Source organism: Nitrospirota bacterium (genome assembly GCA_016219645.1).
In the GTDB taxonomy this organism is placed as follows: Bacteria; Nitrospirota; Nitrospiria; order Nitrospirales; family Nitrospiraceae; genus Palsa-1315.
In genome coordinates, this window is the sequence record JACRLR010000040.1 from 185,914 (window position 1) to 210,595 (window position 24,682).

Annotated in this window: 25 protein-coding genes; 15 read left to right on the forward strand and 10 right to left on the reverse strand. The window is 55.7% G+C overall.

Annotated elements, in window-relative coordinates:
• Nucleotides 1-11 precede the first annotated feature (11 nt).
• The 11 genes from nuoI (at nt 12) to HZB34_14105 (ending at nt 12,956) form a co-directional block, all read left to right on the forward strand.
• Nucleotides 12-599, forward strand: coding sequence for an NADH-quinone oxidoreductase subunit NuoI (gene nuoI / locus HZB34_14055; protein ID MBI5317084.1), 588 nt, complete (start codon nt 12-14; stop codon nt 597-599).
• 8 nt (nt 600-607) lie between these two features.
• Nucleotides 608-1,132: an NADH-quinone oxidoreductase subunit J gene (locus HZB34_14060; protein MBI5317085.1), complete on the forward strand. Its 525-nt coding sequence runs from the start codon at nt 608-610 to the stop codon at nt 1,130-1,132.
• Nucleotides 1,133-1,219: 87 nt separating this feature from the next.
• Nucleotides 1,220-1,522 carry an NADH-quinone oxidoreductase subunit NuoK gene (nuoK, locus tag HZB34_14065; GenBank protein ID MBI5317086.1) on the forward strand — a complete coding sequence of 101 codons (303 nt, stop codon included), beginning with the start codon at nt 1,220-1,222 and terminating at the stop codon, nt 1,520-1,522.
• A 1-nt stretch (nt 1,523) separates the two neighbouring features.
• The gene (gene nuoL / locus HZB34_14070; protein ID MBI5317087.1) at nt 1,524-3,488 is read left to right on the forward strand and encodes an NADH-quinone oxidoreductase subunit L; all 1,965 of its coding nucleotides are present in this window, start codon (nt 1,524-1,526) and stop codon (nt 3,486-3,488) included.
• Nucleotides 3,489-3,497: 9 nt separating this feature from the next.
• The gene (locus tag HZB34_14075; GenBank protein ID MBI5317088.1) at nt 3,498-5,057 is read left to right on the forward strand and encodes an NADH-quinone oxidoreductase subunit M; all 1,560 of its coding nucleotides are present in this window, start codon (nt 3,498-3,500) and stop codon (nt 5,055-5,057) included.
• 5 nt (nt 5,058-5,062) lie between these two features.
• Entirely contained in the window at nt 5,063-6,769 is a 1,707-nt protein-coding gene (locus tag HZB34_14080; GenBank protein ID MBI5317089.1) for an NADH-quinone oxidoreductase subunit M, read from the forward strand.
• Entirely contained in the window at nt 6,766-8,268 is a 1,503-nt protein-coding gene (locus tag HZB34_14085) for an NADH-quinone oxidoreductase subunit N (protein ID MBI5317090.1), read from the forward strand. The genes HZB34_14080 and HZB34_14085 overlap by 4 nt, the downstream gene beginning before the upstream one ends.
• 710 nt (nt 8,269-8,978) lie before the next feature.
• Nucleotides 8,979-9,881 (forward strand): hypothetical protein, encoded by a 903-nt coding sequence (locus tag HZB34_14090; protein MBI5317091.1) that lies wholly within the window; start codon nt 8,979-8,981, stop codon nt 9,879-9,881.
• Complete coding sequence (locus tag HZB34_14095; GenBank protein ID MBI5317092.1) at nt 9,878-10,321, forward strand: response regulator; 444 nt, start codon at nt 9,878-9,880, stop codon at nt 10,319-10,321. Before HZB34_14090 ends, HZB34_14095 begins: the two co-directional genes overlap by 4 nt.
• Nucleotides 10,322-10,349: 28 nt before the next feature.
• The gene (locus HZB34_14100; protein MBI5317093.1) at nt 10,350-11,975 is read left to right on the forward strand and encodes a response regulator; all 1,626 of its coding nucleotides are present in this window, start codon (nt 10,350-10,352) and stop codon (nt 11,973-11,975) included.
• 90 nt (nt 11,976-12,065) lie between these two features.
• On the forward strand, nt 12,066-12,956 hold the full coding sequence (locus HZB34_14105) for a hypothetical protein (GenBank protein ID MBI5317094.1): 891 nt from the start codon (nt 12,066-12,068) through the stop codon (nt 12,954-12,956).
• A 19-nt stretch (nt 12,957-12,975) separates the two neighbouring features.
• On the opposite strand, the gene HZB34_14110 is transcribed toward HZB34_14105, so the two are convergent.
• Complete coding sequence (locus HZB34_14110) at nt 12,976-13,401, reverse strand: rhodanese-like domain-containing protein (GenBank protein MBI5317095.1); 426 nt, start codon at nt 13,399-13,401, stop codon at nt 12,976-12,978.
• A gap of 74 nt (nt 13,402-13,475) precedes the next feature.
• On the opposite strand from HZB34_14110, the gene HZB34_14115 reads away from it, so the two are divergent.
• Nucleotides 13,476-13,781: a hypothetical protein gene (locus HZB34_14115; protein ID MBI5317096.1), complete on the forward strand. Its 306-nt coding sequence runs from the start codon at nt 13,476-13,478 to the stop codon at nt 13,779-13,781.
• 1 nt (nt 13,782) lies between these two features.
• On the opposite strand, the gene pyrE is transcribed toward HZB34_14115, so the two are convergent.
• Together pyrE and HZB34_14125 are read right to left on the reverse strand one after the other, a co-directional pair.
• Nucleotides 13,783-14,355: an orotate phosphoribosyltransferase gene (pyrE, locus tag HZB34_14120; GenBank protein ID MBI5317097.1), complete on the reverse strand. Its 573-nt coding sequence runs from the start codon at nt 14,353-14,355 to the stop codon at nt 13,783-13,785.
• A gap of 197 nt (nt 14,356-14,552) precedes the next feature.
• Nucleotides 14,553-14,984, reverse strand: coding sequence for a GNAT family N-acetyltransferase (locus HZB34_14125; GenBank protein ID MBI5317098.1), 432 nt, complete (start codon nt 14,982-14,984; stop codon nt 14,553-14,555).
• A gap of 62 nt (nt 14,985-15,046) precedes the next feature.
• On the opposite strand from HZB34_14125, the gene HZB34_14130 reads away from it, so the two are divergent.
• A complete protein-coding gene (locus tag HZB34_14130) occupies nt 15,047-15,226 on the forward strand; it encodes a hypothetical protein (GenBank protein ID MBI5317099.1) in 180 nt (59 codons plus the stop codon).
• A 73-nt stretch (nt 15,227-15,299) separates the two neighbouring features.
• Here HZB34_14130 and HZB34_14135 read toward each other — a convergent pair whose 3' ends face one another.
• Genes HZB34_14135 through HZB34_14145 form a run of 3 tightly spaced genes read right to left on the reverse strand, consistent with a single transcriptional unit; the run spans nt 15,300 to nt 17,977 of the window.
• Complete coding sequence (locus tag HZB34_14135; protein ID MBI5317100.1) at nt 15,300-15,722, reverse strand: hypothetical protein; 423 nt, start codon at nt 15,720-15,722, stop codon at nt 15,300-15,302.
• Nucleotides 15,723-15,770: 48 nt separating this feature from the next.
• Nucleotides 15,771-16,736, reverse strand: coding sequence for an RluA family pseudouridine synthase (locus HZB34_14140; protein ID MBI5317101.1), 966 nt, complete (start codon nt 16,734-16,736; stop codon nt 15,771-15,773).
• 56 nt (nt 16,737-16,792) lie between these two features.
• Nucleotides 16,793-17,977 carry a YncE family protein gene (locus tag HZB34_14145; protein ID MBI5317102.1) on the reverse strand — a complete coding sequence of 395 codons (1,185 nt, stop codon included), beginning with the start codon at nt 17,975-17,977 and terminating at the stop codon, nt 16,793-16,795.
• Nucleotides 17,978-18,296: 319 nt separating this feature from the next.
• Here HZB34_14145 and HZB34_14150 point away from each other — a divergent pair, with 319 nt between their 5' ends.
• Nucleotides 18,297-18,614 (forward strand): DUF1232 domain-containing protein, encoded by a 318-nt coding sequence (locus tag HZB34_14150; GenBank protein ID MBI5317103.1) that lies wholly within the window; start codon nt 18,297-18,299, stop codon nt 18,612-18,614.
• Between the two features lie 424 nt (nt 18,615-19,038).
• Here HZB34_14150 and HZB34_14155 read toward each other — a convergent pair whose 3' ends face one another.
• Nucleotides 19,039-19,614, reverse strand: coding sequence for a thioredoxin family protein (locus HZB34_14155; GenBank protein ID MBI5317104.1), 576 nt, complete (start codon nt 19,612-19,614; stop codon nt 19,039-19,041).
• Nucleotides 19,615-19,800: 186 nt separating this feature from the next.
• On the opposite strand from HZB34_14155, the gene HZB34_14160 reads away from it, so the two are divergent.
• Nucleotides 19,801-20,772, forward strand: a complete 972-nt coding sequence (locus HZB34_14160; protein ID MBI5317105.1) for an aldo/keto reductase — start codon at nt 19,801-19,803, stop codon at nt 20,770-20,772.
• Between the two features lie 224 nt (nt 20,773-20,996).
• On the opposite strand, the gene HZB34_14165 is transcribed toward HZB34_14160, so the two are convergent.
• The 3 genes from HZB34_14165 to HZB34_14175 form a co-directional block, all read right to left on the reverse strand.
• Nucleotides 20,997-21,410, reverse strand: coding sequence for a F0F1 ATP synthase subunit epsilon (locus tag HZB34_14165; protein MBI5317106.1), 414 nt, complete (start codon nt 21,408-21,410; stop codon nt 20,997-20,999).
• An 83-nt stretch (nt 21,411-21,493) separates the two neighbouring features.
• Nucleotides 21,494-22,954, reverse strand: coding sequence for a F0F1 ATP synthase subunit beta (gene atpD, locus HZB34_14170; GenBank protein MBI5317107.1), 1,461 nt, complete (start codon nt 22,952-22,954; stop codon nt 21,494-21,496).
• Nucleotides 22,955-23,163: 209 nt separating this feature from the next.
• On the reverse strand, nt 23,164-24,681 hold the full coding sequence (locus HZB34_14175) for a F0F1 ATP synthase subunit alpha (GenBank protein ID MBI5317108.1): 1,518 nt from the start codon (nt 24,679-24,681) through the stop codon (nt 23,164-23,166).
• Nucleotide 24,682: the final 1 nt, after the last annotated feature.

Below are 24,682 nucleotides of genomic sequence, written 5' to 3' on the forward strand. Positions count from 1 at the left end.
AGAACGTACACATGAGCGTTGCCACACTGACAAAGCAGATCCTCAGAGCCGCGTTGTTCTATGAGATCTGGGACGCGATGAAAGTCACGTTCAAACACATGTTTCACAAGCCCATCACCTTTCAGTATCCACGAGAGCAACGCACCCTTCCCGATACTCACCGGGGGGCACTCGCACTCTTGCGCTATGACGATCACCGGGAACGCTGTGTCGGCTGTGACCTCTGTGAGGCGGCTTGTCCGTCTCGCTGTATCAAGGTCATCAGCTCGGAGGACGCGGAGCGTCCGCTGCAACGATTTGCCAGCGAGTTTTACATCGACATTACGAAATGCGTCTTTTGCGGCTACTGTGTCGAGGCTTGTCCGGTCAATGCGTTGGCGATGACAAAGGTGTATGAGTTCTCGACCCACGATAAACGCACCTTACTGTTCGATAAGAAGAGGCTGTACGAAATCGGTGAACGCCATCTCGAAGATGCAAAAAAATACTTGTACGCGCATAATCAAGAAGCGAATGTTGAGGAAAGCAGGGAATATCGCTATTACTTCCCGCAATCGGTACTGAAACCGACTCAACCACCCCCTAAGCATCTAGGCTGAGTCGATCGATGGTTGTCGTTTTCTTTACCTACTTCGCCCTGGCCAGTATTGCTGCAGGTGTCTTGACAGTCGCGCTCAAGCATCCTGTGCATTGCGGTCTGGCGCTTCTGGCCCTCTTGGTTCACGTCTCCGGACTCTTCATCCTCCTCAATGCCGAGTTTATCTGGGCCATGCAGGTCATCGCGTACGCCGGTGCGATCCTCGTCTTGTACCTCTTCGTCCTGATGCTCATGAACTTGAAGACCGATGACCGCTATTTCCACTCCTCCTATCTGTACTTTCTGGTTCCTGCAGTCATCGGGTCCTTGTACGTGTTGGCGCTCCTGGTCCGGTCACCCTTCGGGGGCGCAAAGGGCAACGCGACGACTGCAGTGGTCCTTCAGGATGGCGATACCCACGCGGTCGGGATCACGATGTTCAGCGACTATCTGTTGCAGTTCGAAATCGTTGGAGTATTCCTGTTGGGCGCCGTCATCGGAGCGATCGTGCTGGCAAAAACCCCCAAACCGATCAACAAAGAAAATAAGGCGTAACAGGTCACGCGTGAGGGAACGAGCGACAAGAGAACAGACAAGGGTTTGCGCGCCTCACGCCTCACGCCTCACGCCTCACACGTAACTATGGTTCCTCTCAGCGCATATATTGCCGTCGGTGCCGTGCTCTTTATCACAGGCCTGCTCGGCGTCTTGATCAGACGGAACTTCATCATCGTGCTGATGTCCGTCGAGATCATGTTGAACGCGGCGAACATCAACCTCGTGGCCTTTTCCTATTACCTGGAATCAATGGCAGGTCAACTGGTGGCTCTCTTTATCATCGCCATCGCAGCAGGGGAGGCAGCCATCGGATTGGCCATCATCATCGTCGTATTCCGTGGAAAGATCTCCACGAACGTAGACGAGATGAACCTCTTAAAATGGTAACGTGACCGATTTACTCATAAAACTCATTCCGCTGTTCCCTCTACTGGCCGTAATCATCAATGGGCTCGTAGGCAGGAGGTTTTCCCACGACGTGGCCCATCGGCTTGCCTGGGGGTCGGTAGGGTTATCGTTTCTCTGCACGATCAGCGTGTTTGTCGACATTCTGCGGACCGGTACGCCCCATGAAGTCATCGCCTATCAATGGATATTCGGTGGGGACCTCACCATCAATTTGGCCTATCTCGTCGATCCTCTCACATGCATCATGCTGCTCGTGGTCACGGGCGTCGGGTTCCTGATCCACGTCTATTCCGTCGGCTACATGCATGGGGAAGAGGGATTCACGCGATTCTTCACCTACATGAACCTCTTCATGGTCTCCATGCTGCTCCTTGTCATGGGGAACAACTATGTCGTGCTCTTCATTGGGTGGGAAGGGGTAGGACTCTGCTCCTACCTCTTGATCGGCTACTACTATGACAAGGTCTCGGCCGCGAAGGCTGCCTCGAAAGCCTTTGTGGTGAACCGTATCGGCGACGCGGGCTTCCTTCTGGGAATCTTCCTCATCTTCATCAATTTCAAGACACTCGACTATACGAAGGTCTTTGCCCAGATCAGCCAGCTCTCGCCGGAGATGGCCACCGCGATCGCCCTCTGCCTGCTCGTGGGAGCAGTTGGCAAGTCGGCTCAACTTCCTCTCTACACCTGGCTCCCGGATGCGATGGAGGGGCCGACACCGGTCAGCGCACTCATCCATGCGGCGACGATGGTCACGGCCGGAGTGTATATGATCGTGCGGAACCATGCCATTTTCGACTTGTCACCCACGGCCATGGCGGTCGTTGGCATCATCGGCGGACTCACGGCCTTGTTTGCCGCCAGCATAGGACTCGTGCAAACGGACATCAAGCGCGTCCTCGCCTATTCGACGGTCAGTCAACTTGGGTACATGATGCTTGCGTGCGGGATCGGAGCCTATACAGCTGCCATTTTCCACCTCATGACCCATGCCTTCTTCAAGGCCCTCTTGTTCCTCTCAGCCGGCTCGGTGATCCATGCACTCTCGGGGGAGCAAGACATACGAAAGATGGGCGGCCTCAGCGCGAAAATTCCCTGGACCTATCGACTGTTTCTGATCGGCACCATTGCCATAGCTGGTATTCCACCCTTGGCAGGCTTTTGGAGCAAAGATGAAATTCTCGCTCATGCCTTCACCCATCACCACTATCTACTGTACGGCATGGCGGCCATCGCCGCCCTCCTGACTTCCTTCTATATGTTCCGCCTGATCTACCTGACGTTTTATGGCCCATCCCGTATGGACCACCATACGGAGCAACATGTCCACGAGTCTCCGACTGTGATGGTCGGTCCGCTGATGGCCTTAGGTGTGCTGTCCATACTCGGTGGGTTCTTGGGGTTTCCTCCTGAACATGGCTGGCTCCATCAATTCCTTGCGCCGGTCGCCGGCATGGGAGAGGAACATGAAGCGAGCACCGGACTCGTGCTCACCCTCATGATGATTGCCACAGGGATCGCGTTGCTAGGCTGGGGGCTCGCGCACTATTTTTATAGTGTAAATGTCTCGGTGCCGGATCGCCTGTCCGCACAGTTTCAGGCTGCCTACAGGACCTTGCTGAACAAGTATTATGTCGATGAGCTCTATGATCTGTTATGGGTGGAGCCGACAAAAAAGTTGGGATTTCTGCTTGATTGGTTCGACCACACCGTGATCGATGGTCTTGTGCGCGCCGTCTCACGTCTGGCTGATCTGGCCGCGGCCGGTTCAACGTGGGTTGAAAAATACGTGATCTACAGCGGGCTCAACGTGATTGGCTACGGCAACCATCTTGCCGCCCGCCAATGGCGGCAATTACAGAGCGGGATGGTGCATCACTATGCTGCCATCATTGTGGCGGGACTATTCCTGCTGGCAGCCATTGTCCAGCTCATCATGCAGCTATAAAGCACGGACATGTTAGAAGAACTGTCGTCAACCTTTCCCATTCTTACCTGTATTCTTTTTCTTCCTCTCGTAGGGGCCGCTGTCCTGTGGCTGGTTGACGACGAGGACATGGTCAAGACTTCGGCCTTGACGATCGCACTCTTGGAGTTGGCTCTCTCCGTATTCATACTCTTACGATTCATTCCAGATTCGGCTGCCATGCAGTTTTCCGAACACGTGCCGTGGATTCCCGCCCTCGGAATCAGCTATCACCTGGCGGTCGATGGGATCAGTGTCCTCTTTGTCGGGCTCACTGCGTTTCTTACGGTCCTGATCGTGATCTATTCCTGGGACACCGTGCGCCATCAAATCAAGGTCTACATGATGGCGCTCCTCGCGCTCGAAACGACGACGATGGGGGTCTTTCTCTCTATCGATTTGATCCTCTTCTTCGTCTTTTGGGAACTCATGCTTATCCCCAGCTATTTTCTGATCAAACTGTGGGGTGGAGGGGCGGAGCGGCACTATGCAGCGCTGAAGTTCGTGCTCTACACCTTGCTTGGCAGCGTGTTCATGTTGGTGGGTATTGCTCTGCTGAACATCAATTTTCATCAGTGGGCGACGTTGCGCCATCTGGAACAGACCTATTCGTTTGACCTGTTAGAACTGCTCTCCGTTCCGATCCCCCTGAGCCAACAGATCCTCATTTTCTGGCTGTTGTTTCTTGGCTTCGCGTTCAAGGCTCCGGTGTTCCCGTTTCACACATGGCTCGCCGATGCCCTCCTCGAAGGCCCGATCGGGATGGCGGTAGTGCTGGCTGGGCTGAAGCTCGGGACATTCGGCTTCATCCGGTTCAGCATTCCGTTGCTTCCGGACGCATCGAAAAGTCAGACCGTTGTCACGATCATCATGGCTCTGGGCTTAGCGGCGATTCTCTATGGGGCCATTATGGCGCTGATCCAGCAAGATTTTCGCCGGTTGCTCGCATTCAGCAGCATCAGCCACCTCGGATTCGTGGTAATCGGCCTGTTTGCCCTGAATTTTCAGGGATTGCAGGGCAGCCTGCTCACCATGATCAACTTGGGATTCAGCACGGCGGGTTTGTTCTTTATTGCAGGCTTTCTCTATTCACGGCAGCAGAGTACTCAACTAGGTTCATTCGGCGGCATGGCCAAACGGACCCCTCTCCTCGCAAGCTATTTCTTGTTCATCGGATTGGCGGGTATCGGTTTGCCCGGAACCAATGGCTTCGTCGGCGAATTCCTCATTCTCATGGGGACCTTCAAAGCCTATTGGCTCTACGGGGCTATAGCAGTAAGCGGCGTGATCTTTGGTGCAGCCTATTTTCTCTGGTACTACGAGCGGTCGATGCTGGGACCGCTCGGCAAGGCCGTCAAGGATTCCATCCCTGATCTGCAGCCCCGCGAAGTGCTCATTGCGACAGCCTTGGCGGTGATGATCCTTTGGATTGGTCTCTATCCAAGCCCCTTCTTGAGAATGATGAACGGATCGGTGCAGGCGTTGGTAGATCGGCTGGATCGGGGAACCGTCGCGTCGATCGAGTCCAAGCCCCTGGTTACGGTGGATTAAGTCGTATGGGTGACTACACACTGCTCTATATCCTGTTTGCACCCTTTGTGGGGGCCATCGCGCTGATCTTCGTCTCCAACCGTCAAGCGATGCTTGTTCGGGGCATCGCGGCGGGATCGGCCTTTGTCTCCTTGCTCGCTTCACTATATCTGTTCTACGCCTATGATCATGTGAAGGGGGGATTCCAGTTCGTCCAGAAATACGAATGGTCTCGCCAGCTTGGTATCTCGCTTCACCTCGGTGTGGATGGGATCGGAACCCCGCTGGTGCTGGCATCCGGCATCTTGTTGTTCGCAGGAATTTTCGTCTCCTGGCACATCAAGGATAGGACGAAAGAATTCTACATCTGGCTGCTGATCCTCGCCGCAGCCACGATCGGCGTCTTCATGTCGTTGGATCTCTTCTTTCTCTTCTTCTTTTACGAGATGTCCGTCATCCCCATGTATCTCCTGTTGGGCATGTGGGGGAGCCATACGAAAACGTACAACGAGATGACGGATGCGGAAGGCCTCAAGCTGCGCGATTCGGTCGGATTCATTTTCAACTTCGGATCCAACAGTAAAGAATACGCCGCGATGAAACTGGTGCTCTTTCTCTCCGCCTTTGCCGTTGCGGCTCTGATGGGCATCTTGCTGATCTACAAGTTTGCCGGACTAAACACCTTCGATATTTTGGTCCTCCGCGAACAGGCCAAGTTGATGAACATTCCTGTGCTGGGCACGACGTTGGACAAGATCATTTGGATTTTGGTCTTTTTCGGATTTGCTTCGATCGCGCCTCTGTGGCCGCTGCATTCCTGGTCTCCAGTGGGCCATGCTGCCGCGCCGGCTGCGACGAGCATGCTGCACGCAGGTGTGCTGATGAAGCTCGGCCATTTTTCGATCATCCGGGTGGCGTTCGAGATACTGCCGGAGACCACCAGGGAGCTTATGCCCATTGCGGCCGTGCTCTGCATGTTCAGTATCGTGTACGGAGGATTCGTGGCGTTCTTCGCCAAAGATACGAAGTACGTTATCGGGTACTCAAGTTCGAGTCACATGGGTTATGTCTTCTTAGGCATGGCCGCTTTGGACTATATCAGCTTGACCGGGGCAGTCATGTACATGTTCGCCCATGCGATGGCCACCGGCATGCTCTTCGCGATGGCCGGCTGGGTATACGATCAAACGCACAGCCGCGACATTCCCTCGCTCGGCGGGCTCTCGAATCGCATGCCGTTCATCTCCGGCTGTTTCGTGATTGCGTGCATGGCTTCGATCGGCGTGCCTGGCACCGTGAACTTCATTGCTGAAGTCATGATCATCGTCGGCAGTTGGAACAAGTATCCGCTCCAGGTCATTGTGGCCGTGGCCGGCATCGTCTTGACCTTGGCTTACCTGTTCAAGATGATGCGGGGGATCTTCTACGGACCTATGGATCAGAAGTACAGTCACGCGCACGACGCAGTTGCCGTTGCTGATCGTCTTCCGCTCCTGATCATGATCACTGTCAGCGTCGGCTTCTTTTTCTTCCCCATGCATCTCTATAATGTGGTGCGGTCCGGTGTCGATCCCTTGATCGCAAAGATCATCCGTGTCGTGCCGGTCGCGCAGACAGGTGAAGGGTTAGGGGTGAGGAGTGAGGCGAATACCCCTCTGCGGACACCTGATGCTCCGCTCTTGGCGAACAACCCCTCACCCCTCACCCCTCACCCCTCACGGGGATCCGAATGACCTTCTCGCTTACGATATCTCCCTCCGATCTCCTGTTGCTGTTGCCGGAAATTCTGCTCACGTGCTGGTTATGCGTCATCCTCATCATTGATTTCTCGTTCCCTAGGCTGCCGAATGAGCAATTGGCCTATCTCAGTATCGCTGGGCTCGTCGCCACTCTCGGCTGTCTGGCGTGGTTCGATATCGCCGGCATCACAGGGACCCTCTTTGCAAACATGTTCGCCCTCGACCGGATGGCCTTATTTTTCAAAATGTTTGTCGTCGGATCGACGATCCTTGTCCTTCTCGCCTCAATCGATTACATCCATCGATTCAAGTTCTTCCGCGGAGAATATTATTTCCTGATCCTGATGTCCGCCCTCGGGATGATGTTTATGGCTTCCGCGAACGACCTGTTGTCGGTTTTTGTCACATTGGAATTTTCCACCCTCGGCTTCTACGTCCTTGTGTCGTATCTCCGCGAGGACATGGCCTCAAACGAAGCAGGCATCAAGTTTTTCGTCCTGGGGATCTTCGCCGCAGGCCTTCTCGCCTATGGCATTAGTTTGGTTTATGGGGAAACCGGCAAACTGGTGTTTTCCGATATGACAACGGCGCAGGCCACACCGGGACTGGCCATTGGTTTCCTGCTCATCTTCGCCGCATTAGGGTTCAAGATCGGCGCGGTACCCTTCCACTCGTGGATTCCCGACACATACCATGGATCACCGACGCCGGTGACCGCGTTCCTCTCGATCGCACCCAAGGGAGCGGCCTTTGCCATTCTGCTGAGAATGTTCTTCGTTGCCTTGGCCACCTTTAAGCCGGTCTGGATTCTGTTGATTGTCGCTGCGTCCATCCTGTCCATGACATACGGCAACATCGTGGCGATCGCGCAGAAGAACATGAAGCGGCTCCTGGCCTATTCCGGTATCGCCCAGATCGGCAATGTGCTGATTGGTCTCGCGACGGGGACGAAAATGGGCAGCGACGCACTGCTGTTCTACCTCCTGACGTATCTGTTCGCCAACCTCGGTGCCTTTGCCGTTGTCATTGCGGTCAGCGAAGCCATCGGCAGTGATGAAATCGACGACTATAGCGGTCTGGGCCGCCGGTCGCCATTTCTCGCATTTTCCATGTTGATTTTCCTCTTGTCGCTAGCCGGCGTGCCCCCGCTGGCCGGCTTTATCGGCAAACTGTACATCTTTGTCTCAGCCGTGAAGGAAGGGCTGTACTTGCTCATTACGGTAGGGCTCATCAACGTCGTGATCTCCATGTATTACTACCTCATCGTCGTGAAGAAGATGTATGTCAGCGAGCCCCATGACCGCGCGCCCCTCAGGGTCTCAGGCTCGATTAAGCTGGTGGTCTATGTCTGTCTCGCCGGCACACTTGCCATTGGCATCTATCCGCAACCGGTCACCGACTGGGTTGTTTCTGCTCTCTTAATGTTTTCAAACTTCCCTGATCCAACCGCAGCCCTCCCAGTTCCCCCTGCCGTCACCCCCTTCGGGGGGTAGTTCTACTGTGGACTGCCTCCACGGTGCAGCCAGTATCCTGTAGGATATTTCTTGCAGGGTCTTCTGGAGGAGGGTACAGTCTCCACAAGAGTGGCCTCCATTCCGGTGCAGCAGCACGTTTGACTGATATGGAATCCATCACGCAGGAACCTCCAGTTACGCCCGCTCCAGTTCAATCGGAACCGATCCCCGAGGGTAGTTCAGCCTCGATTCCCAAGGTCAACGGGATCTTGGAGTGGTTTACCCATTGGTCGATCGAACGACGAGTTCTTGCCGGGTTTGGGCTCGTTTTTGCTGGGATTGTCGTCATCAGTGCGATTTCCTATCGCAACACCTCCGTTCTGATCGAGAACAGCCGGCTCGATACCAGGAGCCACGAACTGGTCCAGTTACTCGGTTCAGTGAGAGAGGCCCTCGATGCCGCTGAAAGTGGTCATCGACGATACCTGGTTACCGGTGATGAGTCGTACCTCAGACCATACCGGAACCTGGCTGAACAGATGCCTGAATACCTCCGGTATCTCAGAGGCCTGATGAGCGAGGATGCTGAACAACAGACCCGCGTGGAGACGCTCGAGCGGCTCATCGCCAAGCAATTGGGAGCGGAGGCGGAAGCCATCACTCAACGTGAAAAACACGGCTACCAAGCCGTCCGCCATCTCGCGCTCTCGGGAGCGGCAAAGGCCGAGCTCGAGGGAATCCAACGCCTGATGACGGAGCTCGACACCGCGGAACAACGATCGCTCGTGCAGCGAGTGGCGCAATCCGCTGGGAGCACGAGAAATACGATCGCCTTGCTCGGGCTCGGCGCCCTCATGCAGTTGCTCCTCTTGGCCTTCGTATACTTTCTGATCCATCACGATGTCACCGAGCGCCGCCGCGTGGCCAAGGAACTACAAACCAGAGGCGAGCTGCTCCAGGCGGCCAATAAGGAGTTGGAAGCATTCAGCTATTCCGTGTCGCACGACCTGCGTGCCCCACTCCGCCATATCGACGGCTATGCGGCTCTGTTGTCCAAGTCGGCTGGTGACGCGCTGGGCGACAAACCGCGCCGTTATCTGCAGACGATTTCGGATTCCGCGAAGCAGATGGGTCAGCTGATCGACGACCTGCTCGTGTTTTCTCGCATGGGCCGTCAGGATATGCTCCGCACGACCGTCAACTTGGACCAACTTGTCACCACCGTCCTTCATGATTTGCGTCTTGACTTGCAAGGGCGGACAATCTCCTGGACAATACAGCCACTACCTCCTGTATTAGGCGATCCTGCGATGTTGCGCCAAGTGTTCATGAATTTGATCTCCAACGCGGTAAAGTTCACGGCGACCAGAACGAACGCCGAAATCACAATCGGCGCCACCAATAGAAGCCTCAGCGAAGCTGAAATATTCGTACGGGATAATGGAGTAGGGTTCGACATGCAATATGTCAACAAATTGTTCGGCGTCTTCCAGCGACTCCATCGTAACGATGAGTTTGAAGGGACCGGCATCGGTCTCGCGAACGTTCGTCGAATCATTCATCGACACGGGGGAAGGACGTGGGCTGAAGGGGCGCTGGACCAAGGGGCCACCTTCTACTTTTCACTTCCACTCGCGAGGTCTCTCAGATGACCACTGTGAAACCCATTCTTCTCGCGGAGGATAACCCTCGTGATGCCGAGCTTGCGCTGGCCGCCATGGAAGAACATCACATTGCCGACAAGGTTGTAGTATGTCGTGACGGGGCGGAAGTGCTCGACTACCTCTATTGCCGTGGCATCTTTTCCAGCAGGCAGGAGGGGAATCCCGTGGTCGTGTTCCTCGACCTCAAGATGCCGAAGATTAATGGGCTCGAAGTTCTGAGGACGATCAAGAGTGACGTCAATCTGAAACCGATTCCCGTCGTCATGCTCACATCCTCGCGCGAGGAGAGCGATTTGGCCCAAAGCTACGCCTTGGGTGCCAACGCCTACGTGGTGAAACCGGTTGAGTTTCACCAATTCATCACGGCCGTAAAAGAGCTTGGTGTCTTTTGGGGCGTAATCAACGAACCGCCCCCCGAAGGCTCTTAGCCTCAAGTAACATCCAAACGAAGGACCTGTGAAACCCCCACTCCGTCTACTTCACCTCGAAGACGATCCGGTTGATGCAGAACTCATTGCAACCACCTTGGTCGAGGGCGGGATTCCCTGCCAGTCGCAAGTCGTCGACACGAGGCAGGCATTTGTGGCGGCTCTCAAGGAATGCCGGATGGATCTCATCCTGGCGGACTATTCGATCCCGGGCTTTGACGGCATGACGGCCCTGACCTTGGCCCGCCAGCACTGTCCCGATGTTCCCTTTCTTTTCGTCTCGGCCACCATCGGAGAGGAGCTGGCCATCGACGCCATGCATCATGGCGCGACGGACTATGTGCTCAAACAACGGCTCGGTCGGCTTGTGCCCTCGGTCCAGCGTGCACTGCGTGAGCTCGATGACCGCGCCGAAAGGAAACGGGCAGAAGAGGCCCTTCGGCAGAGCGAGAAACAATTTCGGCAGTCCCAAAAAATGGAAGCGGTTGGGAGGCTGGCCGGTGGTATCGCGCACGATTTCAATAATCTCCTGACCGTCATCATGGGCTACAGTCAAGTGCTCTTGACCGAACTGGGCCCTCAACATCCTCTTCGCGGAAAGATAGACGAAACACTGAAAGCCGGTGAACGGGCTGCGACGCTGATCCGACAACTACTCACGTTCAGCAGCAAACAGTCGCTGGACCCAAAAATTCTGTCCCTCAATACGGCTGTCACAAGCCTGGAAAGTCTGCTGCGCCGTCTTATTGGCGAGCACATCCAGCTCGTCTGTAGACTCGATCCGACACACGCGCGACTCAAGGCCGACCAATCTCAGCTTGAACAGGTTCTGGCCAACCTCGTCGTCAATGCGCGGGACGCCATGCCGAGTGGCGGAACGCTCACGATCGAAACCGCCCAAGTGGAATTAACCCGCAGTCCTGTCTATCACCTCACCCCGTTACTGCCAGGTCACTATGTACGGTTGACTGTCAGCGATACCGGCTGTGGCATGGACCGTAAGACAGAAGCCCATATCTTCGAGCCGTTCTTCACCACGAAGGCGGAGGGGAAGGGTACGGGTTTAGGCCTCTCAACGGTGTTCGGGATCGTTACTCAATGCGGCGGTGCCATCGATGTTACCAGCCGAGTGGGTCACGGTACGCGTTTTGATCTGTACTTCCCCAGTGTCGAGTCTGACATCCCTGCCACCGTGACGCCCGGACCCTTGGCCCAGCCTCAGAGAGGCACGGAAACGATTCTCTTGGTGGAAGATGAACCAAGCGTCCGCACGCTCGTGCGAGACGAGCTGAGGAAACTGGGTTACCGAGTCGTAGAAGCCAAGAACGGAGTCGATGCCTGCTTGCTGGCGACGCAACAAGCAGGATCGTTTCAGCTTCTCCTGACCGACGTCGTCATGCCGGGCATGGGTGGACGGGAACTGGCACAACATCTCTCCGTCATCAAACCGGACCTACGAACCCTGTTCATTTCAGGCTATATGGATGACATCGGCATTATGGCAGGGCAAGAAGAGGGTATAAGCGCTTTCTTGCAGAAACCCTTTACTCCTGAGGTACTCGCCCATGCGGTCCGTAACCTGCTTGACTCCAGTGCAGTGTCCGAGACGGCCGGCGCTTCCATCCCATCGACAATCCCCAAAATGCCGCGCTGACCGCAAGAGCAACATCGCAGCTGAGGACCCTCTTCCTCGAATGATTTGACGCTCTGTACCAGCGCTCTCTATACTCGATCGTGAGACACCATGGCACAGAACACTCACTTCCAACTGTCTCTCCCTGTCGCTCGGGTTGTGTTGTCTATCACTCTTTTCATGTTCAGTGCTGTCTCCACGACGCCGGCTCAGACCATCACAGAGGATCAACTCGGAGACGGTTTATCCGTTTCTGTCTGGAATCCTCAGACACAATGCCCGGACGTTGCGCCATTGGTCGCCGTCGAGATCGACCCCGATCGCTATCGCTTTTCCGTGCACTATTACCAACAAGACGGTTTCTCAAGCCCGCTCGATATTCGCCAATGGCAGGAACGAACCGGCCACGATCTGGTGTTCAATGCGGGGCTCTTTCGTGAGAATTACGCGTATCTCGGTCTGCTCTATGGAAATGGCCGTTCGCTGGGAAGCAAGCGGCACCCCACGTGGCTGGGATTATTTGTGGCGGAGCCATCGGTGGATCGTACAAGGCGAGCGCGGGTCTTGGACTTGACCTTCGATACCTTCGATGAGGGGCACCCTCCCTATCGCGAGGTTGCACAATCCCTCATGCTCCTTGACCGGACGGGAACAATCCGCGTGCGTCAAACAGGCAAACGCGCGCATCAGACTCTGGTTGCCGAAAAAGGCGATGGGCATCTTCTCTTATTCAAGACGACCGAAGTGACGTCGCTCCATGCCCTTGGGGAATGCCTGCGGGACGCCTTTCCCCCCCTGCGTCAGGTCATGGCCATGGATGGGGGATCCTCGTCGGACATGGCTGTCAGCTCCGCACTGCGACAAGCCAGGCGTAAGATGGCCGGATTGCATAGTTGGCTTTCACTGTTGGACGGAAGCACTCTGACCCACATAGGACTTCCGGCTGTGATCGGGGTCAGCCCACGCCAGGAACAAGGTGGTGCGAAAACTGGTGCCAGATGAGGTCGGTCACATCTGTGAGCTAACGACGCCTCGATTCAACCGGGAAGCCAGCCGCGAGCCAGGCATTCATGCTTCCGCTGACATTGTAGACATGGCGATAGCCCAGATCGGCCAGTGTTTCTGCTGCAATGTTGCTGCGATGGCCTGATTGACAATAGACCACAATGTGGTCCTCCAACTGCGCGCCGATCTCACGGTGGCGTGTCCTCATTTCACGAAAATCGATGTTGATGTCAGTCCCAGGGATGAAGCCTTGCAGATGTTCTTCTGGGGATCGAACATCGATCAACACAAACCCCTTTTCGGCCATCGAAGGGGCTTTCGTCAGTCCGACTTTCAGTTGCTGGACGGTCAAGAGATACGAGTGATGGGCTGACACCACGGTCACGGTCGCGGCGAGAAAAACAACAAGACCGGTGACGAACATGGCGATTCGTGTATTCATGATAGGCCTCCCGATGATAGCCATGATGGACATGCTCGACAGAGAACGACGTTCATGATTATGATAGGGACTCCATGAAGACTTGGTCAAGCCTCATCTGTGCATCCGCTCTCTTCCTGGCTGGCTGCGCCGAGGGGGCAAAACTCGTGCAGGACACAGGTGACGGAGGGCTGGTGACCTACCCGTTCAAGGGGGAACAAGGGGCCATGCTCTCTTCATTTCGAAGCGAAGCACTCGCGTTGATGCGTGATAAGTGCAGCGGGTCCTACACGATTGTGCGGGAAGGAGAGACAAGGGGAAGGGCACGTGCCGACGGCGTTGAGGGCTCGCAAGAGATGATCCATGAGCGCCGGTGGGGTATTCAGTTTCAGTGCAAATAACTCATGTGGAGAGATCTTTGGTCAGATCGTCGATCGTCAGCAGACTGATCAGTGAGACTCCTTCCTGTACAACCCGTGCGTGCCCGTCCTGCTCTTTTCGATCCACGATCACGAGCGCCTGATTTACCACGAGGCCTGCCTGGCGGGCAGCGGCAATCGCCTTCAGGAGGGATCCACCGCTGGTCAACACATCGTCTACGATCAGCGCGCGATCTCCCGAGCGCACCGCTCCTTCAATCAGCTTCCCCAATCCATGGTCTTTCGCTTCCTTACGCACGACAAAGGTCCGCCAATTCCGTCGAGGGGTCGCTCCGTAGCAATAGTCCGAGATAGTCGTGGCAATAGAGATCGCGCCGATTTCAAGCCCTCCAAGGCAGTCGATCTCCACCCCGGCCAATGCGTCATGCGCGAGTTGTCCCACGAGCCGGCGCGACCCGGGATGGGCCATCAGCGATCGACAATCGACATAGAAGGGACTCTTCTGACCGGACGCAAGTGTAAATTGTTTAATGGGGTCCCACTTGAACGACTGCGTGTCATGAAATGCACGAGCGAGATCGTCTCGTATTGTCATGGGTGATGGCCCTCGTGTGTGGGAGAGGAGTAAATCCCTCGCTGTGGCAGGACGCCCGCTAAGAAGAAATATGTCATGGACCTTGTCCTCCGTTACATACTATGATGAAGTGGTGTCATGGCCAACGTCCGTTTGTGAGGAGCAATAGCGCTGGTCAGAGAGACAGAAGCAACAATTCCCGAGTCAAAGAACGTACATTATTCCTGTCTGCCTTGCTTCGATCGGCTCCACACCATCCCGGTCTGTTCCTTTGAGCTAAACCCCAGCTTTTCATAAAAGCCAGGCATACGGGTACAGAGCCAGAAAAGTTCGACTTTCTTGAGACGGGGGTGGGTCAGGATCCGCTGGACGATATCGGTTCCGACACCCTGTCCCTGGTAGGCTTTATCGACAATCACATCCCAAATGGTCGCTCGATACACATAGTCTGTTAAGACCCGTCCAAATCCGATCAGCAGATCATTGTCCCAGGCCGTGACTACCACATCGGTGTGGCGCAACATCTCACGTGCGTCTTCAAGGGTCCGTCCTTTAGCCCAAGGCGCTTGCTGGTAGAGGCGGACGAGCTTGGCCGGGTCGAGATGTTTCTTTTGAGCGAAGGTGATGGCGGGCTTGAGGGTTAGAGGCATCTTGTACTAAATTATATTCCAGTTCGATCAACGATAATCACGCGGAGTGTACGAGGAACAACATGGCAACGCAAGTACGAACCTGCCCCATGTGCAAGCAGCTCATGTGGCTGAAAGAAGACCAGTATGAACAGCTGGATACGGAAACCATCCGAGGAAAGTGTCCTCGATGCGGATCGACCGTTCGATTCAAACTCGTATCACAAGGCGAAAACGCGGCAGGCCCAAAGATGGGGCATTGAACTGGCAAGGGGTAAGGGGTTGCAAGATCGAATCCTTCGCCTGACGCCTCACGTTTCACGCCTAACGAGTTTACTACATTCCCCGCCCTGCTCCGTCAAGCTCAGGTTTGTTGCCGGGTAGAATCTTATTCAGGGCGGATCGATACTCAGCTGTACGTTTCTCATCTGGCCGTCCGATTTGGATTTCTTTATCTCGTTGCATCCTTTCAAGATGGTCGAGCACCGAGAGGAGGGGATGGACGGAACCGAGCAATCTGCCAACTTCGAAAGCTTCAAGCGATTCCACAAATAATCCGTTCAGGCCTTTATAGGGAGTCCCGGCGCTCTGGCTCCGGAATCGGGAGACAATCTCCTCATACTCCTCAACCGCCTCAAACTTGGGCTTCACTCCCGTCGGCACCACAGCCAGATGAACCACCGGCGGCAATTTGTCCGCATAGTGCTTCAGTTGAGCCACGAGTCCACCCATCACGTCCAGGACATCGCCAGTCTGCATGACCCCATCCTTTGAGGCGGAACTGATTACGCCAAGTTGAAAGGCCTGTCAAGGCTGTCGCATTACAGGAGGCGGCGTGAGATCAGCGAGGGCTTGAACGACCTGCTCCATATCCGATGGAACAATCCGAGTATATTCCTGAAACTCACCGGTGGAAGGATGATGGAAGCCCAGCGTCCTCGCATGCAGCATCACACGGGGAATCTCGACACCCTCAACCCTGCAGACCTTTTTCCCGCCGTAAGTTTGATCTCCTAGAATGGGATGGCCGAGGGATGTCAAATGGACACGAAGTTGGTGAGTTCTGCCGGTGCGCGGGTACAAGAGCACATGGGCGGCCAGTTTTCCGAAGCGATGGTCCACGTTGTATTCTGTCACGGATTCCTTGGGTCGCGCCGTGCGGGAAGAGAATGTTTTCCGTTCCTTCCTGTCGCGGCCAATGGCCAGATCGATTAATCCATGCCCTTTTTTCGGTATGCCTGAGATCAGCGCCTCATATACCCGTGTGATCGTGTGCTGTTTAAATTGTGCCGAAAGCGCGCGATGGGCCTCGTCCGTCTTGGCAATGACCATCACGCCAGATGTATCTTTGTCCAGCCGATGGACCAGCCCTGGCCGTTCTTTCCCGCCGATCGTCGAGACTGTGCCGCCGGAGGTCTGAAAATGGTAGAGGAGGGCATTCACCAATGTGCCGCCCCAATGACCAGGCGCAGGGTGGACGACCAGGCCGGCCGGTTTATTCAAGATCAACAAGACGGTGTCTTCGTAGAGAATTTCGAGCGGGATCGATTCCCCTTTGAGTTCCAAAGGCTCCGCCTTCGGAATATCAAAGGCAATGATCTCGCCAGGCCTGATCTTGTGACTGGGCTTGACGATCTGACCATTGACCCTCACACGACCCTGCTCAATCAACCGTTGCAAGGCTGACCGCGATAACTTGGGTTCACGATTGACGAGAAAAACATCCAGCCGTTTTGGCAGCTCACCGGCCGTTACGACAAACTCAGTTACCATGAAAGCATCACTCTAAGGAGCACGCCTCCCTCACCATCAGCCAGATTGCCGCCGGTTCACTGAGAAATCGAGCCTGCACGCAAGCCCACTGGGTGAAAATGATTCGGCAGCAGCATGATGCAGTTGGGGTTGAACCCCTGTGCTTTCAAGGTGTCGATGCTCCCCACCACCTTTCCCCCCTTCGTCACGTCGATCACCGTGATAGATCCGTCGCTCATCCCTTCCAGATTGAGCAGGCTATTTTGAACGAACAAATAGCGCTCATCCGGAGAGAGGACCGTGTGATGGGCGCCTGGAGCGGCTGGAATAGCCTGGAGAAACTTGGGCTGTCGCGGATCTGTATTGTCGTACAGATTGACGAATCCCGGCTTGGCGGTCGTGACGTACAAACGGTTCCCCTTTGCGCTATAGAGCATTTCCAATGGCATCCCTTGTTCGCGCGAGCCGAAGTCGTCCACTTGATGGAACGAGAAGGTTCTGGTTTTTGGATCCCACACTCCGGCCCACAGGGTCCCTTCCAACATGTTCGTGATGTGCACGACCGGCGGATCAGCGTTCGGCGCGAACATCACCTCGACGGGAGCAATCTTGGCGGGAGCCGGTTGGGACGTGACTCTATGTGTGGACAAGACCTTTCCGGTGCTGGCCTCGATGACTGTTACCGTGTCGCCCGCCTCTGACATATCCGGCTTGACGGTGCTGGTGACGAGCACGCGGTCGATGCCATTGTGAATTGCGATGCCGTGCGGATAGAGAATAAACGGCTCTGTCGGTCCAGCTGCGCTCACGGTTTTGATCGGCGTATCGTGGATGGCATCACCCATGATTACATTGCTCGAACCCATACAGGTGAGGTACCAGGTTTTGTTATCCTCCGATACGACGAGATCCTCGCCGACCTTGCAGTCCGGAACGTCAATCGCGCGTAGCCGGTAAGGGAACTTCGTAAGATCGACGACGTGCAGGAGGCTTTTGCCCAAGGCCGTAATGTAGGCTTTCGTCCGATCGCGGTTGAAGAAGATGTGGTGAGCGACGAGGTCCGGAGGTAGCGGAATCTCCATCAAGATCTTGCCGAAGTCAGACGACGCGGGGTCAATGTCCATAATCGCGATCCCTTCTCGTCTCACCGGCTGTCCCTGCTTACTCTCGTAGTTTAAGAGGGCCAGCAGTTCAGCCGACGCCAGCGTTGCACAGGAGAGCAGCAGCACAAGGGTCAAGGAAATGAGTCGAAAGGGTTTCATGGAAAGCCTCCTTGGATGGATCGCTAATAGCAGAAAAGGTACTCTTTTTAAAGGGGGCTCTGCAACGGGCGAAGGGGTAACGGGCGTGATTTCTCGCAGGGAAAGGGGTAAGCTTCGGCCGAGATGGTGGCGACGGGGGATTCGTCCCCTATGGGGTCGCGATCAGCCGCACCGGATATAAGAGCTGATGACGGATGTGTATGGCTGCGCATCATTCTCCAAGGCTTTTCTAAATCCTCGGCCCCTGGTATTCTGATCATACTGTTCTCGATGTTCTTTTTCGGAGAGACAAGCAAACTGTCATCTCTTGGAGGTCGTTATGAGGGTATACGAGAGGCTGTGGCACCTGTTGCGTATGGTCGGTCGCTTTTGGACCGACCTCCCCCTGTTGGTTCGACTTCTCAAGGCTTGGAAAGACGGCAGGTACAGGGGCCCATCGGTTCAGACGCTCGTGGCAGTTGTCGCGGCGCTGTTGTATGTGGTCAGTCCGTTAGACCTGTTGCCCGACTTTATTCCCTGGATTGGCTTGTTCGACGATGCCGTCGTGCTGGCCTGGTTACTAGCCAGCCTCGCCAAGGACCTCGATCGTTTTCGAGACTGGGAACAGGGCATCGTCGACGCAGTGGTCAAAGGCTAGTTTCGGGGGAGCACGCCTGAGGAGGCCCTGGTCCTTCTCTATTTAGCCGTCTGGCTGAGAATCGGGTCTGAAAACGGGGGTCTCGGCCCTCAGTCGTTCCTTATTCTTCGATCAACGTCCCGGTCATATTAGCATGGCCTTTGCGCCGGCGTATGTAGAGGTACGTGCCCGGCGGGGGCGCCATGGCAATCCGGATCGATTGCCTCGGCGGAAGGAGAATGCCGGGGCTGTCGGACTTGGGCGGAGGGGGGGCGCGCGCCCCGCGTTGTAGACGGAGAGGGTGATGGGCAGAGTGGCCGTTACCTGCACCAGGTTGGGGACGAAGGAAAAATCTTCCGCGGTGAGGGAGATCTGTTGCGTTCTGTCGCAGGAGGCAACGAGGAATGAGAGAACCAGACAGAGGAGGAATCGGGGGGAGTATCGGCTATGCATAGGGCGGCGCATTGCCGCGCTTCCACTTGATGCTGCAGCCGATGCTGGCCTTTTGGTTGGAATCAACTGGGTTTCCGGCAAGCAGCCTGTCGATCGCTGCACGAAGATCGCGGCCTGTGACCGGCTTGTTGTTGCCTGGTCGACTGTCGTCGAGCTGGCCCCGGTAGACAAGTCGTCGCTGGGCATCAAAGAGATAGAATTCCGGTGTGCAGGCGGCCTTATAGGCCTTGGCGACTTCTTGGGTTTCGTCGAAGCACAAGGGAAAACGAAACTTGAGCTGCTGGGCCATCTCCTTGAGCCGCTCGGGGGCGTCATCGGGATAATGAGCCGGATCGTTGCTGCTGATGCCGATGATGCCAAGCCCCGTGTCCTGGTAGTCCTGTCCGATCTTGGCGATCTCGCTCTGGACATGCACGACATAGGGACAGTGCCGGCACATAAAGATAACCAACAAGGCGGCCTTGCCGGCAAACGAGTCGAGCGAATACAGTCGTCCGCTCACGACATCGGGCAAGGTAAAGGAGGGAGCCGGCGTTCCAAGCGGGAGCATCATCGATGAGACCGCCATAGGGTAACTCCTGATGTCATGTTGAACAACGCAGGGGTGACATTTTACAGATCTGGATGTCCGCCGACTAGGCCTGGTCATGTGGAGATACATCACAAAAAGAGAGAAGAAGGGCCAAGCGGATGCTCGCGCATCCGCTTGGTTGCACAGGGTGATGGAATAACGGCATAATTTCTGGCGATGTCGATGCAATATGTCCATCTCGGTCGCTCGGGGGTGAAGATCAGTCGGCTCTGTCTTGGCACGATGAACTTCGGGCCGGAGACGAGTGAGGGCGAGAGTTTTGCCATCATGGATCGGGCGCTGGAGTTGGGCATTAACTTTTTCGACACGGCGAATGTCTATGGTTGGAAGGTGGGTGAAGGGTGGACGGAGCAGATTGTCGGGCGCTGGTTTGCCCAACGCGGAGGACGACGAGAGAAAGTCGTCCTGGCGACGAAGGTCTTCGGCAGAATGGGCCAATGGCCGAATCAGTCACGCTTGTCGGCCCTGCACATCAAACGGGCCTGCGAGGAAAGTCTGCGACGTCTTCAGACGGACTGTATCGATCTCTACCAGATGCACCACGTCGATCGGGAGACGCCCTGGGAGGAAATCTGGCAGGCGATGGAGCAGCTGGTGCGGGAAGGCAAGATTCTCTACGTTGGCAGCAGTAACTTCGCCGGCTGGCACCTGGCCCAGGCGCAAGAGCTGTCGCGCAGTCGTCACTTCCTTGGACTCGTGTCCGAACAGAGTCTCTATAATTTGAACGAACGGACGGTCGAGCTGGAAGTGATTCCGGCCTGCGAAGCCTATGGCATCGGTCTCATTCCTTGGAGTCCGCTCGCGCGCGGGCTGTTGGCCGGCTCATTGGAACCGGCGAAGGTCGGTCGACGCGCCGACGAGGACCTAAAGAAAGAAATTGAAAAATATCGGCCCAGGCTGGAGGCCTATGAGGCGTTGTGCAGTCAGCTTGGCGAACAACCAGCCGATGTCGCACTCTCGTGGCTGCTCCATCAAAAATCGGTTACGTCGCCGATTATCGGACCCCGTACGATCGCGCAGTTGAACGGCACGATACGTGTGTTGACTCTCACGTTGAGTCAAGACACACTGAAACGGCTCGATGACATCTTTCCCGGCCCTGGTAGGCCTGCCCCAGAAGCCTACGCTTGGTAAAAAAGGAGGCAGGCAACCTCTCCGGCGCCGTCCGCCTTTCCCCATTCCCTATATCTCTCAGGGGTAGCCTGGTCGAGCCTCAAGTGCGCGCGTCGAACGAGCACCTCTTGATTCTTCACATTCTCAAGAGGGGGCAGGCAAGCCGTCGTTCACTGCGCGCATCGAGCGACCACCGTTGTATCATGGGGGCTCTGCGAGCAAGAAGGATGGTTGGCTGCCCCTTCCTAACTTTTGCGGGCTCGTTCGGCGATTTTCTTGCGGAGGCGGGCTTTTTCGAGGCTGATTTCGGCTTCTTTGAGTTCGGACGGCAGGCCTCCGGCCTTGAGGCGCTGTTCAGCTTTTTCCACGTTCGCTTGTGCGCGGTCCACGTCGATATCTTCAGCCTTCTCGGCGATCTCGGCCAGGATGGTCACTTTGGTCGGCGTGACCTCTGCATAACCCCAGAGGACCGCCATGTGGTTGGTCTGATCTCCGACGCGATAATGGAGCTCACCGATGCGCAACGTCGTAAGGAAATGACAATGTCTCGGCAACACACCGAATTCACCCTCTGAGCCAGGGGCAATCACCTCATCCACCTCCTGGCTCAAGAGCAACTTCTCCGGCGTCACCACTTCTAATAGAATCTTCCCCGCCATAATTCCTCGTGAGGCGTGAAACGTGAAGCGTCAGGCGAAGGATTGAAACACCTTACCCCTCACGCCTTACCCCTTACATTCTTTTAGACTTTTACTCCCATTTTCTCTGCCTTCGCAATCGCTTCCTCAATCGGGCCAACCATGTAGAACGCCTGCTCTGGCAGATGGTCGTATTTGCCGTCGAGAATTTCCTTGAAGCTTCGCACTGTGTCTTTGAGTTTCACATACTTCCCTGGTGATCCAGTGAACGCTTCGGCCACATGGAACGGTTGCGAGAGAAACCGTTGGATCTTCCGTGACCTTGCCACGACCATCTTGTCTTCTTCCGACAATTCGTCCATGCCGAGAATGGCGATAATGTCTTGGAGGTCTTTGTACTTCTGCAAGACGGACTGGACTCCGCGGGCCACCTTGTAGTGATCTTCGCCGATGACCCTCGGATCGAGAATTCGTGAGGTGGAGTCGAGCGGGTCGACGGCTGGATAGATACCCAGTTCAGCTATTTGCCGCGACAACACGGTGGTCGCGTCCAAGTGGGCAAAGGCTGTCGCAGGCGCTGGGTCGGTCAGGTCGTCTGCCGGCACATAAACGGCTTGGACCGAGGTGATTGAGCCACGTTTGGTCGAGGTGATGCGTTCCTGTAACGTTCCCATCTCGGTGGAGAGGGTTGGTTGATAGCCGACGGCTGATGGCATACGACCGAGCATTGCCGAAACCTCAGACCCGGCCTGGGTAAACCGGAAGATGTTATCCACAAAGAGCAGCACGTCCTGATTTTCTTCATCTCGGAAATATTCGGCGACGGCCAGTCCCGTCAATGCGACGCGCAGCCGCGCGCCAGGCGGCTCATTCATTTGCCCATAGACCAACGAGACTTTCGACTTGGTAAAGTCCTTTGGATCGATGACCTTTGACTCCTGCATTTCGTGCCAGAGGTCGTTACCTTCACGAGTCCGCTCACCGACGCCGGCAAACACCGAGAAACCACCGTGGTGTAAGGCGATGTTGTTGATAAGCTCCATGATAATGACGGTCTTGCCGACACCGGCACCGCCGAAGAGGCCGACCTTGCCGCCCTTGCTGTACGGCTCAAGAAGGTCGACGACCTTGATGCCTGTTTCGAGGACTTCGGTCTTAGGGTCCTGATCTTCGAGCCTGGGCGCAGGCCGGTGAATGGGATACCTCTTCGTTGTCTTAATGGGGCCCATCTCGTCCACTGGGTCGCCCAACACGTTGATCAGTCGGCCCAATGTCTCGCGGCCGACCGGTACAGAAATCGGCGCCCCTGTGTCCTGCACAGCCATTCCACGGGTCAGACCGTCGGTCGTGGACATCGCGATGCCGCGAACTCGGTTCTCACCAAGGTGCAGTGCCACTTCAAGAGTGATGCGGACAGCCGGCGTGCCGGTGGCCTTATTTTCTTCCTGAGTCACTTTGAGGGCGTTATAAATGTTCGGCAGTTGTCCAGGAGGAAATTCTACGTCAACCACCGGTCCAATGACCTGAATGACTTTTCCTATACTCACGGATGTCTCCTTCTTCAACCTGGCGGACTATATTACCGCTTCTCCACCACCGACAATGTCCAGCAGTTTCGGATTCGCTTCAGTCACAATCTGTAAGGCCTCGGTAATGGCCTGTGTATGTCTACATACCGCCATGTGTATGTTACGTGCAGAGTTTCTAGCCCCGCATCGTTGAGATTCCTTGACAATGAACTATACGCCCTTAGACGTCAGCATTTCAGCAGTGGTTACTTTCCTCCGTACCCCATTTTTTGTTTAAAGGTCTTGATCATCTCTTTGAGTCTGTCGCTAACCGTCTCATCGATCTTCCCGATGGTCGTAATTTCTGTTTTCAGCTCCGGATGGTTCTGTTGTATGTAGCGCAGCAGGTCAGCTTCAAACTCTTGGACTTTATCGACCGATACATCATCCAGATATCCGTTGACGCCGGCGTAAATCGACAGCACTTGATCGGCGACCGGCATCGGTTTGTATTGTCCCTGCTTGAGCAACTCCACCATCCGAACGCCACGCGCAAGTTGCCTCTGTGTCGCTTTGTCGAGCTCGCTGCCGAACTGGGAGAACGCGGCCATTTCTCGGTACTGCGCGAGATCGAGCCGAAGGGTACCGGCCACCTGCTTCATGGTCTTGATCTGAGCCGAACCCCCGACGCGGGAGACCGACAGACCCACGTTAATTGCGGGACGAATACCGGAGTAGAACAGATCGCTGGCGAGATAGATCTGCCCATCCGTAATTGAAATGACGTTGGTCGGAATGTAGGCGGACACGTCACCGGCTTGCGTTTCGATGATCGGCAGTGCCGTGAGGCTTCCCCCGCCGAGCTTGTCACTGAGCTTGGCCGCACGCTCCAACAACCGGGAGTGCAGATAGAACACGTCACCCGGATAGGCTTCGCGGCCTGGAGGACGACGGAGCAGGAGAGACAACTGACGGTAGGCGACGGCGTGTTTGGAGAGGTCGTCATAGACGATCAACGCATGTTTGCCGTTATCCCGGAAGTATTCGCCGATGGCGGCACCGGCAAAGGGCGCAAGATACTGCATGGGCGCAGCATCGCTTGCGCTGGCCGCCACCACGATGCTGTAATCCATCGCGTGGCTCTCCTCGAGCGTCTTAACAACCCGGGCCACGGTCGACCGTTTCTGACCTATGGCCACGTAGATACAAAAGACGTTGAGGCCCTGTTGATTGATAATGGTATCGATGGCGATGGCGGTTTTGCCGGTCTGCCGGTCGCCGATGATCAACTCACGCTGCCCGCGGCCAATGGGAATCATGGCGTCGATGGCCTTGATACCCGTTTGCAGGGGTTCGCGGACCGACTGGCGTGTATTCACTCCCGGTGCAGTGACTTCTATGCGGGACGAGAGCGACGATTTGATCGGGCCCTTTCCATCGATAGGTTGCCCAATTGCGTTCACCACACGACCGAGCAATGCTTCGCCAACTGGAATCTCCGCAATACGTCCCGTGCGCTTGACCGGATCGCCTTCCTTGACCCCCACGTCATCGCCCATGAGCACGGCGCCGACGTTGTCTTCTTCAAGGTTCAGCGCGATCCCGTAAAGTCCGCCGGGAAATTCGAGCATTTCACCGGCCATGGCGCCGTCTAGGCCATAGACCTTGGCAATCCCATCTCCGACTTGAATGACAGAGCCGGTCTCTTTGACATCGACCTGTTTGTCGAAGCCTTTGATTTTCTCTTTGATGATCGAACTGATTTCTTCTGCCTTGATCTGCATG

Bases quoted from the DNA above. Each gene is read 5' to 3' on its own strand.
- nuoI (MBI5317084.1), top strand. From the start codon at position 12: ATGAGCGTTGCCACACTGACAAAGCAGATCCTCAGAGCCGCGTTGTTC.
- HZB34_14060 (MBI5317085.1), top strand. From the start codon at position 608: ATGGTTGTCGTTTTCTTTACCTACTTCGCCCTGGCCAGTATTGCTGCA.
- nuoK (MBI5317086.1), top strand. From the start codon at position 1,220: ATGGTTCCTCTCAGCGCATATATTGCCGTCGGTGCCGTGCTCTTTATC.
- HZB34_14075 (MBI5317088.1), top strand. From the start codon at position 3,498: ATGTTAGAAGAACTGTCGTCAACCTTTCCCATTCTTACCTGTATTCTT.
- HZB34_14080 (MBI5317089.1), top strand. From the start codon at position 5,063: ATGGGTGACTACACACTGCTCTATATCCTGTTTGCACCCTTTGTGGGG.
- HZB34_14085 (MBI5317090.1), top strand. From the start codon at position 6,766: ATGACCTTCTCGCTTACGATATCTCCCTCCGATCTCCTGTTGCTGTTG.
- HZB34_14090 (MBI5317091.1), top strand. From the start codon at position 8,979: ATGACGGAGCTCGACACCGCGGAACAACGATCGCTCGTGCAGCGAGTG.
- HZB34_14095 (MBI5317092.1), top strand. From the start codon at position 9,878: ATGACCACTGTGAAACCCATTCTTCTCGCGGAGGATAACCCTCGTGAT.
- HZB34_14105 (MBI5317094.1), top strand. From the start codon at position 12,066: ATGGCACAGAACACTCACTTCCAACTGTCTCTCCCTGTCGCTCGGGTT.
- HZB34_14110 (MBI5317095.1), bottom strand. From the start codon at position 13,401: ATGAATACACGAATCGCCATGTTCGTCACCGGTCTTGTTGTTTTTCTC.
- HZB34_14115 (MBI5317096.1), top strand. From the start codon at position 13,476: ATGAAGACTTGGTCAAGCCTCATCTGTGCATCCGCTCTCTTCCTGGCT.
- pyrE (MBI5317097.1), bottom strand. From the start codon at position 14,355: ATGACAATACGAGACGATCTCGCTCGTGCATTTCATGACACGCAGTCG.
- HZB34_14125 (MBI5317098.1), bottom strand. From the start codon at position 14,984: ATGCCTCTAACCCTCAAGCCCGCCATCACCTTCGCTCAAAAGAAACAT.
- HZB34_14130 (MBI5317099.1), top strand. From the start codon at position 15,047: ATGGCAACGCAAGTACGAACCTGCCCCATGTGCAAGCAGCTCATGTGG.
- HZB34_14135 (MBI5317100.1), bottom strand. From the start codon at position 15,722: ATGCAGACTGGCGATGTCCTGGACGTGATGGGTGGACTCGTGGCTCAA.
- HZB34_14140 (MBI5317101.1), bottom strand. From the start codon at position 16,736: ATGGTAACTGAGTTTGTCGTAACGGCCGGTGAGCTGCCAAAACGGCTG.
- HZB34_14145 (MBI5317102.1), bottom strand. From the start codon at position 17,977: ATGAAACCCTTTCGACTCATTTCCTTGACCCTTGTGCTGCTGCTCTCC.
- HZB34_14150 (MBI5317103.1), top strand. From the start codon at position 18,297: ATGAGGGTATACGAGAGGCTGTGGCACCTGTTGCGTATGGTCGGTCGC.
- HZB34_14155 (MBI5317104.1), bottom strand. From the start codon at position 19,614: ATGGCGGTCTCATCGATGATGCTCCCGCTTGGAACGCCGGCTCCCTCC.
- HZB34_14160 (MBI5317105.1), top strand. From the start codon at position 19,801: ATGCAATATGTCCATCTCGGTCGCTCGGGGGTGAAGATCAGTCGGCTC.
- HZB34_14165 (MBI5317106.1), bottom strand. From the start codon at position 21,410: ATGGCGGGGAAGATTCTATTAGAAGTGGTGACGCCGGAGAAGTTGCTC.
- HZB34_14175 (MBI5317108.1), bottom strand. From the start codon at position 24,681: ATGCAGATCAAGGCAGAAGAAATCAGTTCGATCATCAAAGAGAAAATC.